Genomic DNA, 14,321 nt, shown 5'->3' with positions numbered 1-14,321 from the left:
CCCCGGGAGACCTCACGTTCCGTCGGGGCGCCCGCTCTCACCCGGGCGGGCCGACTCGGCGCGCGTCGGATCCTCCCCGGACCCGGCCTCGGTTTCCGGCTCGTCCTCACCCCGGCCCACCTGGTCGGCCAGTTCGAGCCCGGCACCGGCATAGACGTTGAACGCGATGTCGACCCCGTGGTCCTTGGCCCACTGGACCTCATCGTCGTAGCGGGCGACGGCGGCCACCTGGCCGCTGAACCCGGACTCGCGCAGACACTCCAGCGCGGTGACGTTGGCACCGTGGCGCGGCATGGCCAGCACGGCGATGCGCACCGAGCCCGACCGGCGCATCCGGTTCCAGAAGTCCAGGTCGGTCGCGTCCCCCTCGATGACCCGCAGCCCCTGATCCGCGAGGCGCCCGATCCGGGGCCCGTCGTAGTCGACACCGACCACCCGTAGCCCGTAGTGGTCGGTGAGGCGCTGATAGGCGGCGAACCCGACGCGCCCCATGCCGATCACCACCACTTCGGCGTCGCCGGCGTCGACGGGGCGTTCCTCGGGCTGCAGATTGCGCTCGTCCTGAGCCGGCAACCGGGAAGCGATCTTCTCCACCATCAGATGGCCGCGACCGTTGACCAGGGCCGAGACGACGAAGCTCAGGGCCACCGCGATGGACATCTCCACCAGCCAGGCTTCGGCCAGCAGGCCGACCGACACCCCGACCGACACCACGATCAGGCCGAACTCGGAGTAGTTCATCAGGCTCAGCCCGGCCAGTATCGCGGTGCGGTGCCGCAGCTTCATCATCGACAGCAGGGCCACATACCAGCCCGCCTTGAACGGCAACAGCAGCACCATCAGCACCGCCACCGCGATCGTGGGCAGGTCCGGTAGCCCGGTCAGGCCGATCGACACGAAGAATCCCACCAGCAGCAGTTCCTTGATGTGGAAAAGCGAGCGGGCCAGCTCCGAGGACGCCGGGTGCGAGGCCAGCAGCACACCGATGATCAGCGCACCCAGGTCACCCTTCAGCCCGACCGCGGTGAACAGCGCGTACCCCGGCACGAACGCCATCACGATGCCGAACAGCGACTGCATCTCACCGTGGCCCAGCCGGCTCCAGATCTTGCGCAACAGCCGGGTCAGCGGCCACAGGCCGACCAGGGCCAGCGCCCACGGGCTGGGCAGATGCCCGCTGGTCGCCGTCAGGAAGACCACGGCGATGATGTCCTGCATGACCAGGATGCCGATGGCGACACGCCCGTAGAGCGCGTGCGATTCGCCACGCTCTTCGAGGACTTTGACCACGAACACGGTGCTGGAGAACGACAGCGCGAAGGCCAGCAGGGCGATGGTCTGCATGCTCTGCCCGGACAGCATCGCCACGCCGGCGACGGCCCCCAGCCACATCGCCAGACTGCCCAGGACCACGCTGATCACCATGTGCACCGACGTGGTCAGCCACACCTCACGGCGCAGCAGTATCCGGACATCGAGCTTGAGACCGATCGCGAACAGCAGCAGCGTGACGCCCAGGTCCGCCAGCACCTCCAACTGGGGCACGTTGGGGACATCGAGTGCGTTGATGACGAATCCTGCCGCCAGGAAGCCGACCAGCGGTGGCAGGCGGACCGCCAGTGCGAGCCCGCCGAGCCCGAAGGTGACGACGAGATAGATGGCGACAGTTGTCACGCGCAATCCCCCTGCCCGTAGGGCGTAAGCGGCCGCCGGCTGCGTCGGCGGCCCCGGTGTGTTGATGGAGTATTACAAGTATCGCGACAAACGCCGGATTTCTCTGCCGACCGCCGGCCCGTTTCTGATCCTGCGGCCGCCAGCGGAGGCGCACGGGCCCGAGTGACGATAGACTGTCGTGATCGGCACCGGCGCCGCTCTGTTGTCGCCGAATGCCGAGAAGAGTTCAATTGTCCAGGCCTATCTACGAATTCGAGATTCGATGCGGTAGTTGCCAGGCTCTCATCGTGTTGTCATCTCCCCCGTCGCGCGAAACCCCTCGTGACGAATTCGTCGCCCGCCGCCTGCTCAACGAGGTTCTCGTGGACCTCGGTTGGCTGCCCACCACCGACGGCGCCTTCTGCCGGCAGCATGCCGCGTCGGCTCGCCAGCGGTTCCGCCGGCCGATGAGGTCGGCCTGAACCAGATTGCCGCAGGTGCCCGGCCGGGGCTGGAGGGAACCCGACGGTCCCGTAGTGGCTTCGGCGGGAATGTGCGCCAATACCTCAACCACACAGACGCTTTCGGGTTCGACGGCGGCGCGGCTAGGCCACGTGACCCTGCCGGCACGGCGAATGCATCGGGGGCGCATGGCTGAGCAACGCCGCCAGGGCCAGCTTGTCGTCGATCGCACGCATCGCGGCCACCGGCGGCAGCGACAACCGCACGTCGACCACCATCGCGGTCTTGCTGATCTGCTTACGGCAGCTCAGCCCGACCCGGTCACCGGTACCCGCACCGAGTCGGTCATCGAATCGGGCGCGGACCGTGTCCACGGTCAGCTCACCCCCCGATGCCTGCCGAAAGACCGGATCGAGCAGTTCGCGCACCGCGTCGGTGAGCGCCACCGCGTCGGCGAAGTACTCGTCGGGCCGCACCCCAGAGCAGGTGCCGTGCGCGTACCACTCGTGGGTGGCCAGCGTCGCCGAATCGGCCATCGCCGTCGACAACTGTGTGTTCACGTCGGTTGACAGCGCGACCTGCGGCAATCCGCCCGCCCCGCGGCGAACCCGCTCCGCGAGCGTCAGCGGCACCCCGCAGTACTGGTTCTCCGGCGGTTGCGGCCACAAACCGTGCAGCACCAGCGTCTGACCGAGTCGGTCGATGTCACCGGACGCGCACGCCGGGCTCGCCGACTCGACTTCGCAGAAACCGGGCCCCCAGGTCACCACCAGCCAGCTCGACGTGCTGCTGCGCGACACCATGGTGGTGGACTCCCGGTCCAGGACCACCAGGCTGAATGTCACCGCGGCGACGACGACGGCCGCCAAGGCTGCCGATATCGACAATACGGCGACGTCACCGCGCTGCATGGGGCACCCTTCTACCGGGGCGGGAACGCCGATCGAGCGTTCGGCCACCTCGTTCACCAGCCTGCCACAGGACCGCCTCGGCGTTGAGCCATCGCCAGCGAAAGGTCACATGAAGTTGTCGTCATCGCCGACAGGTTCGCCGGTGAACGACATCGACCGGTGGCTGGACCGGACCGCGCGCCGCAGGAAACGCACGGTGTCGCTGTACGAGTGCCTGCTCACCGGAAAGATGTTCGCCTACTTCCGTTATCGGCTCCGGTACGCGCTGCTGCTCGACGGCACCACCTTCGTGCTGCACGTCGCCGAGTTCCTGATCATCCTTGCCAGCCTCGGCGGGGTGGCGGCCTTCACGGTGATGGTGCTGCGGGTGGGCAGCCTGATCGTCAGCGGCGCCTGGTGGGGGCTGCTGGAGGTCATGCGCGAACGACTGAGGACGTTCGCGCTGGCCGGTGACCGGGAGTCGGTGGAGCGGGAGATCGGCAGCTGGCTGGTGCTGTCGGCGATCGCGGCGGCCGGGGCGACGCTGCTCGGGGCGGCGGTGCTGGTGCTGCTGCTCCCCCAGGACGGCAACCCGGTGGGCCAGCTCTACGCGCTGCTGATCATCATCGAGGTCGCGCTGCGCATGCCGGTGCGGGTGCTTCATTCGGGAATGTATGCCACCCGGCGCATCTACCGGCCGCTGTGGTCGCTGTTCGCACCCAACATCGTCCAGTTGCTCGTTCTCGGTGTCGGCGTGTTCTTCTACCCGACCGCCGCGGTCGTCCTGGCGATCATCGCCTCCAACGCGCTGTCCATCTGGATCACCGTGCATTTCACACTGAGGCTCTACCGGCTGACCGGCACGTCGCTGAACATCCCTGCGCCGCGCCGTTTCCGGTGGTCGCTTCCGGCCATCCCGCTGCGGCAGGGCGCCGAGGCCACGCTGGCCGGGTTCGGTCTGCGCCTCGACGCGGTGGTGGTGCTGCTGATCGCGGGCATCTACGGCACCAACACCCGGGCCTTCGACCTGACCGCCGGGGTGCAGGCGTGGCGCGAGATCGACGCGTTTCAGTTCTTCTACCTGGTGCTGCCGTTGTTCCGCGGCGCCTACGAGGCGACCGTGGTGTTCTACTTCGACTTCGTCCGGCTGCGACGGCTGGCGGCGTTGCGGGAATACCGGGTGTGGTTCTTCCACAAGTTGCTCAGCATCACCCCGGTGATCACCGCGTTCTTCTGGGCGCTGGCCGTGATTCTGGGACTATTCGTGCTTCCCGGCATTCCGTTCAGCTTCCTGCTCGCGCTGCTACCCCTGTTCGTGGTCCGCGGCCTGGTCGGCACCTATCAGATCAGGCTGTTCGCCGAGGGCCGGTTCCGTGCGCTCAATGCCACCATCGTCTTCTCGATGCTGCTGCTGGCGCTGGTGTGGCTCGACCCCGACCCCGCCTCCGACCTGGTCGAGATCACCGCGGCGATGATCGCCTTGTTGATCGTGCACATCAACCTGCAGCACCTCGCCGACCGCCGACCGGCCCGCCCCACCCAGCTTCCACTGGGAGACTGGATCCGGGCTCTGAGCGGCGAGACCGGTCCGGTACGGGCCGGGACGATCTCGGTACCGGAATGGATTCCCTCCCGGCAGCGCTCCGCGGCGATCGATGTGGTGCGCCGAACCCTCGACGGCACCGGGTGCCTGGCGTTCTGCTCGGCGACGTCACTGATCTTCTACGAACGTGAGCAGCAGGTCGAGCCGGGCCGGGCACCACACCTGCTGGTCCAGACCATGACCGGGGGTGCGGCGAATCGCGGCTACTACTGGAAGGACCCGGCGCCCGACGGGACGGCCGCACTCGACCGCATCGTCGCCGAGGGCTGGCTGCGCCCCGCCCAGGGCGCACCGAAACCGCCGCAGAGCCCGGAGATCCTGCGCGACGAGTTCCTGCGGATATTTCCCGACGGCTTTGTCGCCAACGTGAAAACCCGCGCCGGAGTCCGGGACATGCGCTCGCTGGACCCGGACCTGCTGGTGGCGATCCTGCCCGCCGCCATCCGCAGCCTCGACGACGACGCCCTCGTCGCCCAGGTGGCGGGGCGCTGGTTGTCGCCGATCTTCCACCGCAACAAGGTGCAGATGATCTTCCTGCTTCCCGACGAGCCCGAGCCCGAACAGTTCCGCCGGTGGCTGCACACCCTCCAGACATGGCGATTGGGTGGGTGGCCGGCGCAGGATGTGGATCATGCCCGCTGAGCCGGAGGACATCGCTCAGCGGATGGTCGAAGCCAAAACCTACGACGACGCCATTCTGCGGATCTTCACCAAGCGCAGCGAACGTGGCATGGGCTTCGGTGAGGCCGCGGCCGGCGTGAGCTACTTCGCCGCGGCGACCGACCGCCAGGCGCTGTCGCGCGCGATCGCCGCCAGCATCGCCGAGGGGAGCTACCGCCCCGAACCCGTCGACCTCTGGTTCCTCGAGGACGGCAGCAAGCGCCGCGCCGCCCACAAACCGGGCTTCATCGATCACATCGTCGGCTCGGCGCTGTTCAAGCTGCTGTCGCACAACGCCCGCTGCCACGGCCTACCGGGTGTGTACTCCTACCTGCCCGGGCTGACGAATGTCTCGGCGATGCGGGCTTTCGCCGGTTTCATCCGGGCGCACCGGGCACGGGTCGGGCCGAGGGGCGGGCCGGTCTACGTCCTGCAATCCGACTTCGAGAAGTACGGCGACAATCTCCCCGTCGGGCCGGACGCCGCCCTGTGGCAGACCCTGCGTCAGGTCGCCTCGCTGGGCAGCAGCACCGGCGACATCGACAGCCGCACCTGGGATCTGATCACCTCCCTGGTGCGGCCCGTGGTCCGCGACTCCGATGGAGCGCACTTCACCCGGGTCAACGGCATCGCGATGGGCACGCCGCTGGTCCCGCTGCTGGGCAACCTGGCGGCCGTCCCGATGGATGAGGCCGTCCTCGGCATCGACGGCGTCTTCTACGCCCGGTACAACGATGATTTCCTCGTCGCCCACGGCGATCTGGCCGCGCTGCACGAGGCGGACAACCGTATCGACGCGCTCACCGGCAGACTGGGCGTCCGCCGCGCGCTGCACAAGGAGGTGCGTACCGCGCTGAGCGCCCCCGGGCTGCCCTGCGCGGCGGATCCGGCATACCGCGGCCGGGATCGGGTCGACTGCCTGGGGTTGTCGGTCTCCGCGGTGGGCACCGTGAGCCTGGGCCCGACTCGGCTGCGCCGCCTGGTGAGCCGGATCGTGACACGCATCGACGGCGCCGCTCCGGCGCTGACGCCGCTGCCGGTCGAGCAGCGGGCCCGCCATCTGGTGGCCGCGACCAACGTGATGCTCGATCCCGCGAGTCCGTTCGCCGTGGCCGGATTGTCGGCGTTGCTCGAGGCCACCACCGACCGGGGCACACTCAAAGACGTCGACTACCGCATCGCCCGCAAGATCGTTCAGGCCGCCACCCGGTCCCCGGGGGTGCGCGGCTTCCGGAGGCTGCCGCCGTCGACGTTGTACCGGCAGATGGGGCTGACCTCGCTGGTCCGGACGCGCAACTTGCAGTGAGCACCACGGTCGGAATAACCTTCAGGCAGGCGCGGATCCCGCATTCGTGCGGTACAAGCGAGAGGCCACAGAGGTTGCGGCTTTCGGCCTCTCATTTTTACCGTTTTTGCCCGCGCCTTCCACAATCTCCCGACCGGCTCCGGCGCCTCAGGACTGGCTCTGATTCCATTCGATCCAGCCCACCCCGGTGCGGCCGTCGGCAGCCGTGACGGTCGCCCACGCCCGGGGGAACCGACTCAACCGCCCGTCCGGCGAGGTCAGCAGGACCGGCCCGTGACCGTGCACATCGATGGTGACCGCGACACCTCCGGGCTCGTAGGTCAATTCGGTGCCGAGCGGTAAGCCGTTGTCGGCGAACGTTTCCCGGGCGGTGACCTGCTCGAGTTCCACCAGCGGCGCTCCGGGGTTCTGCAGGTAACCCACCGACAGCGGCCCCATTCCCGGAATCCGGATCTCGACCCCGTGAACGTGGGTGCCGTCATCGAGGTGCAGCGCGCTCCACACCCAGTCCATGGACCACCAGTCACGCGGCGCCCAGGAGTGGTCACGCTGCCCGGCTACCGCCGCCAGCTCGAAGGTCCGGCCGTCGGCGGTGACGGATCCGCTGACCTGGCAGGGAATCTCGTACCTCGGCGACATCCGGTACTGATACGGGGTGCCGACCGTGGTCCAGGTCAGGTCGACGTCCACGTCGACCTGCCGACCGCTCTGGCCGCGAAGGATCGCCGAAGGGTCGTCGTAGGCCTGTCCGCGACCGCGTACGGTGACGCGGAAGGTGCGCAGCGGGTCGAGGACGTCCATCCCGAACGAGGCGTCGGCGTTGTGCACGTTCGTGTGATCCTCGGGCAGGGCCACCTCGAAGTCGAGCACCGCTACGGTGGGCATACCCGGTCCGCACAGCACGGCGTTGATCCAGGCGTGTCCCTGGTTGGGAATCAGCCCGAGCCGGAACCACCCCCCGAAGTCCTGCCCGGGGTCGGCGAAGTCGAAATACCAGCTCTCGCTCCACAGCGGATCCTCGTCGGGGGTGTGCCGGCCTTCGTCGGCGGCGCTGGGCTGCAACGGTTGCGGCGCGGCTGGAGCCGGCAGGATCGCCAGCGCGTCGGTGTCGATCACATGCTGGCAGTGCCGCGCGATCATGGCCATGAACATCTCGTCGCCCCGCTCGGTGCGTTCGACGAGCATGGGCGACACGATCGACATCAGCACGCCGAAGAAGCTCTGGTGGCGCACCCCTTCGCGGACATCGTCGAGGCTGACACCGCGGCCGGGCCCGAGCGCGTCGGTGTAGGCGCGCAGCAGCGCGTCGTAGTGCTCCCGCCGCGCCGCGATCGGCAACGCGCAGCCGAGGAAGTAGGCGACGTCGGTGAACGCCGGACCCCAGGTGACGGTCTGCCAGTCGACGACGGTCAGCGGTCGGTCGGCGCCCGGCTGCCCGAACAGCATGTTGTCCAGCCGGTAGTCGCCGTGGATCAGCCCACGCGGTCCGTCCCGGTCGGCCTCGGCGGCCATGTAGGCGTCGAAGCTCTCGACCAGCCGTGCGCAGACGTTTCGGTGCTCGTCGAGGATCTGGTCGCGGTACCGGTCGATGAACCCGGCGTACAGAGTGGTGATCAAACCCTGGTTGACCGGCGATTCGCCGCCCAGCCGGTCGGCGGCCGCCAGCGTTTCGTCGTTGAGCAGCGGGCCGTGCACGAGCGCGATCTGGGTCAGCGCGAGGTGCGCCTGTTCGGCCGTCGCACCGCGGACCTCGTCACCCACGCTGGCCGGCGCGGCGTCGGCGAGCAGCAGGTCGAACGCCCCGCTCGACGGGTCGTAGGCGGCGTGGTGGCACGGTGCGACCGGGCCGCCGAGACCGGGAGCGATGTCGGTGTAGAAACCCACCTCGCGCTGGTAGAGCCCCATCGCCAGCCCGGTCGCACGGCTGCTGGGGTCTGCCGCGGCGACCTTGAGCACCACCGAGGCGGGACCGCTCTGGCCCTCGGCGTATTCCAGGCTCACGCGGTAGCACTCGCTCATCTGGCCGGTGCCGATGCGCTCGACGGTGAAACCCGCCACGGTGCCCTGCCCGAGCACCTCGGTGAGCCAGTCAGCGGTCAGATCGGTGGGGCGTTCGATGAGGCGTGGACGCAGCGACGAGGACACCGGGCCAACGTATACCGGCGCCCGGGCCGGGCACGGGCGATCAGCCCGAAAAGTTTGACGCCCGTCAATCGAGCGGCTATCCGCCGGCGGCCGGCCTTTCTTTGGGCGACCTGTCCAGCCACCGGGCGATACGCGGCTCCAGCAGCGCCAACAGCGCCGTGACGACGAACCACAACAGCGCGATGGTGACGGTGGTGTTCCAGGCGTCCGGCGAGAAGCCGTCGTCGTACTCCTCGTGGAAGAACGGGATGATGATCAGGTGCTCGATCGCCGGCGCGATCGCGATGCACAAGGCCAGGCCCGTCGTGGCACCGAACGCCGCCCGCAGCAGGAATGTCCGCGGGGTCCGGCCCGGCGGCGCCGCGCGGTGGTGCCCCAGCAGGATCGTCAGCAGCAGCAGCCCGATGACGACGGCCAGAATGTCCCAGTCGCCCTCGCCGAAGATGAACGCCACCGCGCCGGCCACGGTTGCCAGCGCCATCGCGCCGGGATCGACCCGTGGTTGCTCGTAGCCCGTCGGCGGCTCGGCTCGCTCCCCCATCACGTCACTGTAGAGCGTCGACGGTGGCCAGGGGTGGGTACCGCGGGCAGGTTGAGCCGACAGGGACTTGGGTACCGTCCGACATGGTGTACGGCCAACGAGACGGAGGGCAGATGAAGGTATTGATCACCGGCGGCACCGGATTCGTCGGGGCGTGGACCGCCAAGGCCGTCGAGGACGCCGGACACCGGGTGCGCTTCCTGGTCCGCAACGTCGGCCGGCTCAGCAGCAGCGCCGAGCAACTCGGTGTCGACATCGGTGACCACGTGACCGGCGACATCGCCGACGCAGAGTCCACCGCGCGGGCCCTCGACGGCTGTGACGCGGTGATCCATTGTGCAGCGATGGTTTCCACCGATCCCAACCGTGCCGACGAGATGCTGCACACCAATCTGGAGGGTGCCCGCAACATCCTGGGCGGCGCCGCGGCGGCGGGCATCGACCCGATCGTGCACGTCTCGAGCTTCACCGCGCTGTTCCGTCCCGGGCTCGACGTGCTGCACGCCGACCTGCCGGTGGTCGGCGGCAGCGACGGGTACGGCCGGTCGAAAGCCGCGGTGGAGGCCTATGCGCGGGGCCTGCAGGATGCCGGGGCGCCGGTGTCCATCACCTATCCCGGCATGGTGCTCGGCCCGCCGGCAGGCGATCAGTTCGGCGAGGCCGCCGAAGGGGTCGAGGCGGCGGTGAAGATGCACGGTGTGCCCGGGCGCGGTGCCGCGTGGATCGTCATCGACGTGCGTGATCTCGCCGCACTGCATGTCGCGTTGCTGGAGCCGGACCGCGGCCCGCGCCGCTACATGGCCGGCGGCCGGCGTGTCCCGGTGGACCGGCTGGCCTCGATGATCGGCGATGCGGCGCAGAAGTCACTGGCCGTCTTCCCGGTGCCGGACGTGGCGCTGCGCAGCGCAGGGCGGCTGCTCGACGTCGTCGGCCCGTACCTTCCGGTCGAGACGCCGATCAACTCCGCGGCGATGCAGTACTACACCCAGATGCCCACCTCCGACGACGGGCCCAGCGAGCGCGAACTCGGTATCGTCCAGCGCGATCCGGCCGAGACGATCGCCGACACCGTCGACGGGCTCGAACGGGTGGGCCGACTCTGATCACGGCTGCGGCCCGACCAGGCGCAGCTCGAGCGCGGCCGCGGTGGCCGGTCCGACGATGCCGTCGACGCGCAATCCGGGCGTGCGGCGCTGGAACTCACGCACCGCCGCCTCGGTGTCGGGGCCGAACTCTGCGGTGATCTCCAGGGCGCCGGCGTAGGCCGCATAGGCGAACTTGAGCCGGCGCTGCAGTTCGGCGACCTGCGGGCCGGACATTCCGCGGAAGAGCAACACCTCGGCGTAGGCACCGACCGGCACCCCGGGTCGCGGTGCCCGTCCAGGCGTCACAGCGCCGATCTGACGTGCCACGTCGGCGCGCAGCCGGTCCGTGTCGATCGCGCCCGGATCCCACTTGCCCTGCGCGCGGCCGGCGTACTCCTTGTGTCCGATGGTTCGGCCCGCCCGGTGACCGAGCCGTCGGCAGATCGCCGCGCAGGCCCCGACCAGCGCGAAATACTGGGAATCGGGCCAGTTCTGGCGGTGCGGGGCCAACGGGCCGGTGCCGGAGTTGGCGCATTCGATCCCGATCGTGTGCCAGTTGCCCATGTTCACCGGAAGCCACGGGTACATCCCGACCCCCGCATGCCAGGCCACCCCGGCCGCCACCACCGTCACCGTCCCACTGCGCGCGATGTGCAGTTGGGACAGCGGGCCGGCCAGATCGGGCCGCCCGCCGGCGATGGACGCGGCGGTGGCGAAGTCCGAGCCGGTGTGATGCACCATCACCCCGCGGATGTCTTTGAAGTCACCGTGGCCGCGCGAGCGCCATCCGGGCAATTCGACCACTTCCAGGCCTTCGGCGCGCAGCACGTCGGCCAGCCACACCGGGTCGCCGCGCCACGCGCGGACCTGTGGCATCGCCGTACGCCTCCTTCTGCTGTTGCGGGGCCGGTGACCACACACCAACCTACGCGCGGCCACCCGGGCGAGAACCCCGCCGCGGCGCGCCTGCGGGACATTAGGGTGGTGCGGTCCCCCGATTCCGAAGAGGTGTGTAGTGCAGTCGTTCCGTGAAGCCGTGGAAGCCCGTGACACCGACGCGATGGCCGCGTTGCTGGCCGACGACGTCGTGTTCACCAGCCCTGTCGCATTCAAGCCGTACCCCGGTAAACCCATCACCGCGGCGATCCTGCGCGGGGTGATGCGGGTGTTCGAGGACTTCCGCTACATCCGTGAGATCACCGACGGCCGCGACCACGCGCTGGTCTTCGAGGCCACCGTGGCCGGCAAGAAGATCACCGGATGCGACTTCCTGCACGTCAACGACGAAGGCCTGATCGACGACTTCATGGTGATGGTGCGGCCGCTGTCGGGTGCCACCGTGCTGGCCGAGGCGATGGCCGCCCAGTTCGACCAGATCCAGCGGGAGGCCGCAGAGCTGAGCGGCTGAGCGTCCGCGCACCGCGCGGCTGACCCCGCCCGCGTGCGACCATCGACGCGATGCTTCCCGCCGACAACCACGTCCATTCCCGGTGGTCCTGGGACACGGCCGACACGTCGACGATGGAACGCGAGTGCGAGCAGGCGCTCCGGCGCGGCATTCCCGCGGCGGCCTTCACCGAGCACGTCGACTTCACCGACTGGGGCGCCGGTGACCCGGGGGCGGATTCGTCGTTGCGGGTCGGCGAGCGGCCCGGCGTGGCTCCCTTCGACGTCGACGGCTACTGCGCGAACATCGCGCGCTGCCGCGAGATGTTTCCGGACCTGCGTGTGCTGTCCGGTATCGAGGCCGGTGAACCGCACTACTTCTCGGCAAGTGTCACAAAGGTTCTCGATTCGGCCGACTTCGACCGGGTGTTGGGCAGCCTGCACGGCATCGCGAGGGACGGCACCCTGGAGAGCATCGGTTCGGCGCTGTTCGCCACGGCCGACCCGCATGAGCTGATGCAGCGCTACTTCACCGACATGGTGACGATGGCCGAAGGAGCGCACCTGTTCAGCGTCCTGGCCCACTGCGACTACCCACGCCGGTACTGGCCCAGCGACCGGGTCGGCCCGTACCGGGAGTCCGACTTCGAGGAGCACTACCGAACGGTGTTCTCCGCGCTGGCCTCGTCGCAGCGCGCGTTGGAGATCAACACCAAATCGCCGCTGCATTCCGTGGATCTGGTGCGCTGGTGGTATCAGCAGGGCGGCGGGGCGGTGTCGTTCGGCAGCGACGCCCATCTGCCCGACCGGGTCGGTGACCAGTTCGATCTCGCCGTCGACATCGTGGAGGCCGCCGGGTTCCGTCCCGGCCGCGACCGGTTCGACTTCTGGCGGCGCTGACCGCAACGGTCGTTCCGGGGTGACCCCCGCGCGATGAGTTCTGCCGGGGGTGCGGGTCCACCTGTGAGGACCAGAACACCGGAAGGGGCGCGAGATGGGACAGTTGGACGGCACGGTCACGTTGATCACCGGCGGGGCCCGCGGCCAGGGACGTGCACACGCGCAGACCCTGGCTCGGGCGGACTTCGACGACACCGCCGCGGCGGTGCCGTCGCTGGGGCGCGACTGCCTGGCCGTCACTGCCGACGCCCGCGATCTCGAAGCCATGAACTCGGTCGCCGATGCCGCGATCGCGCGCTTCGGCCGGCTCGACTTCGTCATCGCCAACGCCGGAATCGCCGGTGCCTGCCCGATCGCCGAGATGTCGCCCGCGCGGTGGCAGAGGATGATCGACGTCAACCTCACCGGCGTGTTCAACACATTTCGGGAGACCCTGCCGCACATGATCAGAAGTGGCGGTGGACGTTTGATGGCGACGTCCTCGGTGGTCGCCCGCACCGGGGCGGCGGGCTCGGGTCACTATGCGGCAGCAAGAGCCGGCGTGGTGGCGCTGGTGCAATCGCTGGCCTACGAGGTCGCCGAGCACGGCATCACGGTCAACGCTGTGCTGCCCGCCGGGGTGAACACCGCGATGATCCACAACCCGGCGACCTACCGATCCGGCCCGACCTGCCCGAACCGGGCCGCGACGATGTGGAGGAGGTCTTCGCCCGGGGCCGTCCGCGACCGGGGCTGCTCGATCCGGTCGACGTCGCCAATACCGTGCTGTCGGTGCTGACCGGCCAGGCTCGCTGCCGAAGCGGAGAGTCGATCGTGTTGTCCAACGGGATGGACTAGCCACGGGACTACTCGTAGTTGATGCCGCCCAGCTGGAAATCCGTTGCACTGAAGTCGATTTGTGCTGCCGGGTTGGCGACCGCGGTGGTCATCCCCGACCCGAACGGGCCCAGGCTGTCGAACAGGGTGGCGGTCCCCACCGCGATGCCAGCGCCCGCACTGTGAGAGGCCGCCTCGATGCCGATCCACTCGTCGACCGGCAGCCGCGACAACGCCACGGTCAGATCGCCGTTGATGAAGCCGATCCCGGCAGTGCCCAGGTTGGTGACCAGGCTGGTGGCCTCGGCCACTGTCGCGGCCCGGACGAACGGCGAGTTCGGCCGGTCTGCCACGATACGGATGGAGTCGTTGAAAAACCTTTTGCGGGAGGCATTCTGGTGTTCGGCCGGAGAGCGGGTCCACCCGACGTCGTCACTGCCGACGTAGGGGAAGATCGCACCGTCGGGATCCGGCGGTGTCGGGAAGCGGTCCGCGGAGGTCCAGAGCTCGCCGGGCGGCGGGGCCGACGGGCGGAACTGCAGCAACGTCGCCCTGGCCACGCTCCGTCCGTCCTGCAGGACATCGCACGTCGCGCTGTGCACCCGTCGACCCGACCGGACCACCTCGACACGGACGGTGGTGTGGGCGTTGCGGGCCGCGCGCATCAGGTCGACGGTCAACCGCGCAGGCTGGAACTCCGGCGCCCCGCACTCGTCCTCGAGTGCCAGTGCGGCCAGCCCCACGACTGCCGGTCCGTTGAGATGGTCATCCCCCCAGTGACTCTGCGCGTAGGCCGTCGGCACGAAACCGTCGGCCGAGGCGGTGAAGTATGCCGCGATCATCTCGATGTTCTGATCGGCGACATCGGGGCGGT

The 14,321-nt window shown here is 69.1% G+C and carries 13 protein-coding genes; 7 read left to right on the top strand and 6 right to left on the bottom strand.

Annotated features, from left to right (window positions below):
- Positions 1-12: 12 nt before the first annotated feature.
- Positions 13-1,674: a cation:proton antiporter domain-containing protein gene (locus ACXAID_RS00220; RefSeq protein ID WP_475020161.1), complete on the bottom strand. Its 1,662-nt coding sequence runs from the start codon at positions 1,672-1,674 to the stop codon at positions 13-15.
- A gap of 287 nt (positions 1,675-1,961) precedes the next feature.
- On the opposite strand from ACXAID_RS00220, the gene ACXAID_RS00215 reads away from it, so the two are divergent.
- Entirely contained in the window at positions 1,962-2,135 is a 174-nt protein-coding gene (locus ACXAID_RS00215; protein ID WP_475020160.1) for a hypothetical protein, read from the top strand.
- A gap of 123 nt (positions 2,136-2,258) precedes the next feature.
- Here ACXAID_RS00215 and ACXAID_RS00210 read toward each other — a convergent pair whose 3' ends face one another.
- Complete coding sequence (locus ACXAID_RS00210; protein WP_475020159.1) at positions 2,259-3,026, bottom strand: ribonuclease T2 family protein; 768 nt, start codon at positions 3,024-3,026, stop codon at positions 2,259-2,261.
- Positions 3,027-3,168: 142 nt separating this feature from the next.
- Here ACXAID_RS00210 and ACXAID_RS00205 point away from each other — a divergent pair, with 142 nt between their 5' ends.
- Positions 3,169-5,250 (top strand): hypothetical protein, encoded by a 2,082-nt coding sequence (locus ACXAID_RS00205; protein ID WP_475020158.1) that lies wholly within the window; start codon positions 3,169-3,171, stop codon positions 5,248-5,250.
- Positions 5,240-6,574: an RNA-dependent RNA polymerase family protein gene (locus tag ACXAID_RS00200; protein WP_475020157.1), complete on the top strand. Its 1,335-nt coding sequence runs from the start codon at positions 5,240-5,242 to the stop codon at positions 6,572-6,574. The genes ACXAID_RS00205 and ACXAID_RS00200 overlap by 11 nt, the downstream gene beginning before the upstream one ends.
- A 147-nt stretch (positions 6,575-6,721) precedes the next feature.
- Here the strand turns inward: ACXAID_RS00200 and ACXAID_RS00195 are convergent, their stop codons facing one another.
- Together ACXAID_RS00195 and ACXAID_RS00190 are read right to left on the bottom strand one after the other, a co-directional pair.
- The gene (locus ACXAID_RS00195) at positions 6,722-8,719 is read right to left on the bottom strand and encodes a DUF7064 domain-containing protein (protein ID WP_475020156.1); all 1,998 of its coding nucleotides are present in this window, start codon (positions 8,717-8,719) and stop codon (positions 6,722-6,724) included.
- 76 nt (positions 8,720-8,795) lie between these two features.
- On the bottom strand, positions 8,796-9,260 hold the full coding sequence (locus ACXAID_RS00190) for a hypothetical protein (RefSeq protein WP_475020155.1): 465 nt from the start codon (positions 9,258-9,260) through the stop codon (positions 8,796-8,798).
- A 113-nt stretch (positions 9,261-9,373) separates the two neighbouring features.
- Here ACXAID_RS00190 and ACXAID_RS00185 point away from each other — a divergent pair, with 113 nt between their 5' ends.
- Entirely contained in the window at positions 9,374-10,363 is a 990-nt protein-coding gene (locus ACXAID_RS00185; protein WP_475020154.1) for an NAD-dependent epimerase/dehydratase family protein, read from the top strand.
- On the opposite strand, the gene ACXAID_RS00180 is transcribed toward ACXAID_RS00185, so the two are convergent.
- Positions 10,364-11,221, bottom strand: coding sequence for a peptidoglycan recognition protein family protein (locus ACXAID_RS00180; RefSeq protein ID WP_475020153.1), 858 nt, complete (start codon positions 11,219-11,221; stop codon positions 10,364-10,366).
- 139 nt (positions 11,222-11,360) lie between these two features.
- Between ACXAID_RS00180 and ACXAID_RS00175 the strand changes: the two genes are divergently transcribed.
- The 3 genes from ACXAID_RS00175 to ACXAID_RS00165 all read left to right on the top strand — a co-directional run bounded on the left by ACXAID_RS00175 (position 11,361) and on the right by ACXAID_RS00165 (position 13,409).
- Positions 11,361-11,753, top strand: a complete 393-nt coding sequence (locus ACXAID_RS00175; RefSeq protein WP_475020152.1) for a nuclear transport factor 2 family protein — start codon at positions 11,361-11,363, stop codon at positions 11,751-11,753.
- A gap of 50 nt (positions 11,754-11,803) precedes the next feature.
- Entirely contained in the window at positions 11,804-12,631 is an 828-nt protein-coding gene (locus tag ACXAID_RS00170) for a PHP domain-containing protein (RefSeq protein WP_475020151.1), read from the top strand.
- A gap of 94 nt (positions 12,632-12,725) precedes the next feature.
- Positions 12,726-13,409 carry an SDR family NAD(P)-dependent oxidoreductase gene (locus tag ACXAID_RS00165; protein WP_475020150.1) on the top strand — a complete coding sequence of 228 codons (684 nt, stop codon included), beginning with the start codon at positions 12,726-12,728 and terminating at the stop codon, positions 13,407-13,409.
- 67 nt (positions 13,410-13,476) lie between these two features.
- Here the strand turns inward: ACXAID_RS00165 and ACXAID_RS00160 are convergent, their stop codons facing one another.
- A complete protein-coding gene (locus tag ACXAID_RS00160) occupies positions 13,477-14,289 on the bottom strand; it encodes an acyl-CoA thioesterase domain-containing protein (RefSeq protein WP_475020149.1) in 813 nt (270 codons plus the stop codon).
- Positions 14,290-14,321: the final 32 nt, after the last annotated feature.

Source organism: Mycobacterium sp. ABE4_509 (assembly GCF_056160785.1).
This window is presented reverse-complemented; position numbering and strand designations above follow the sequence as displayed.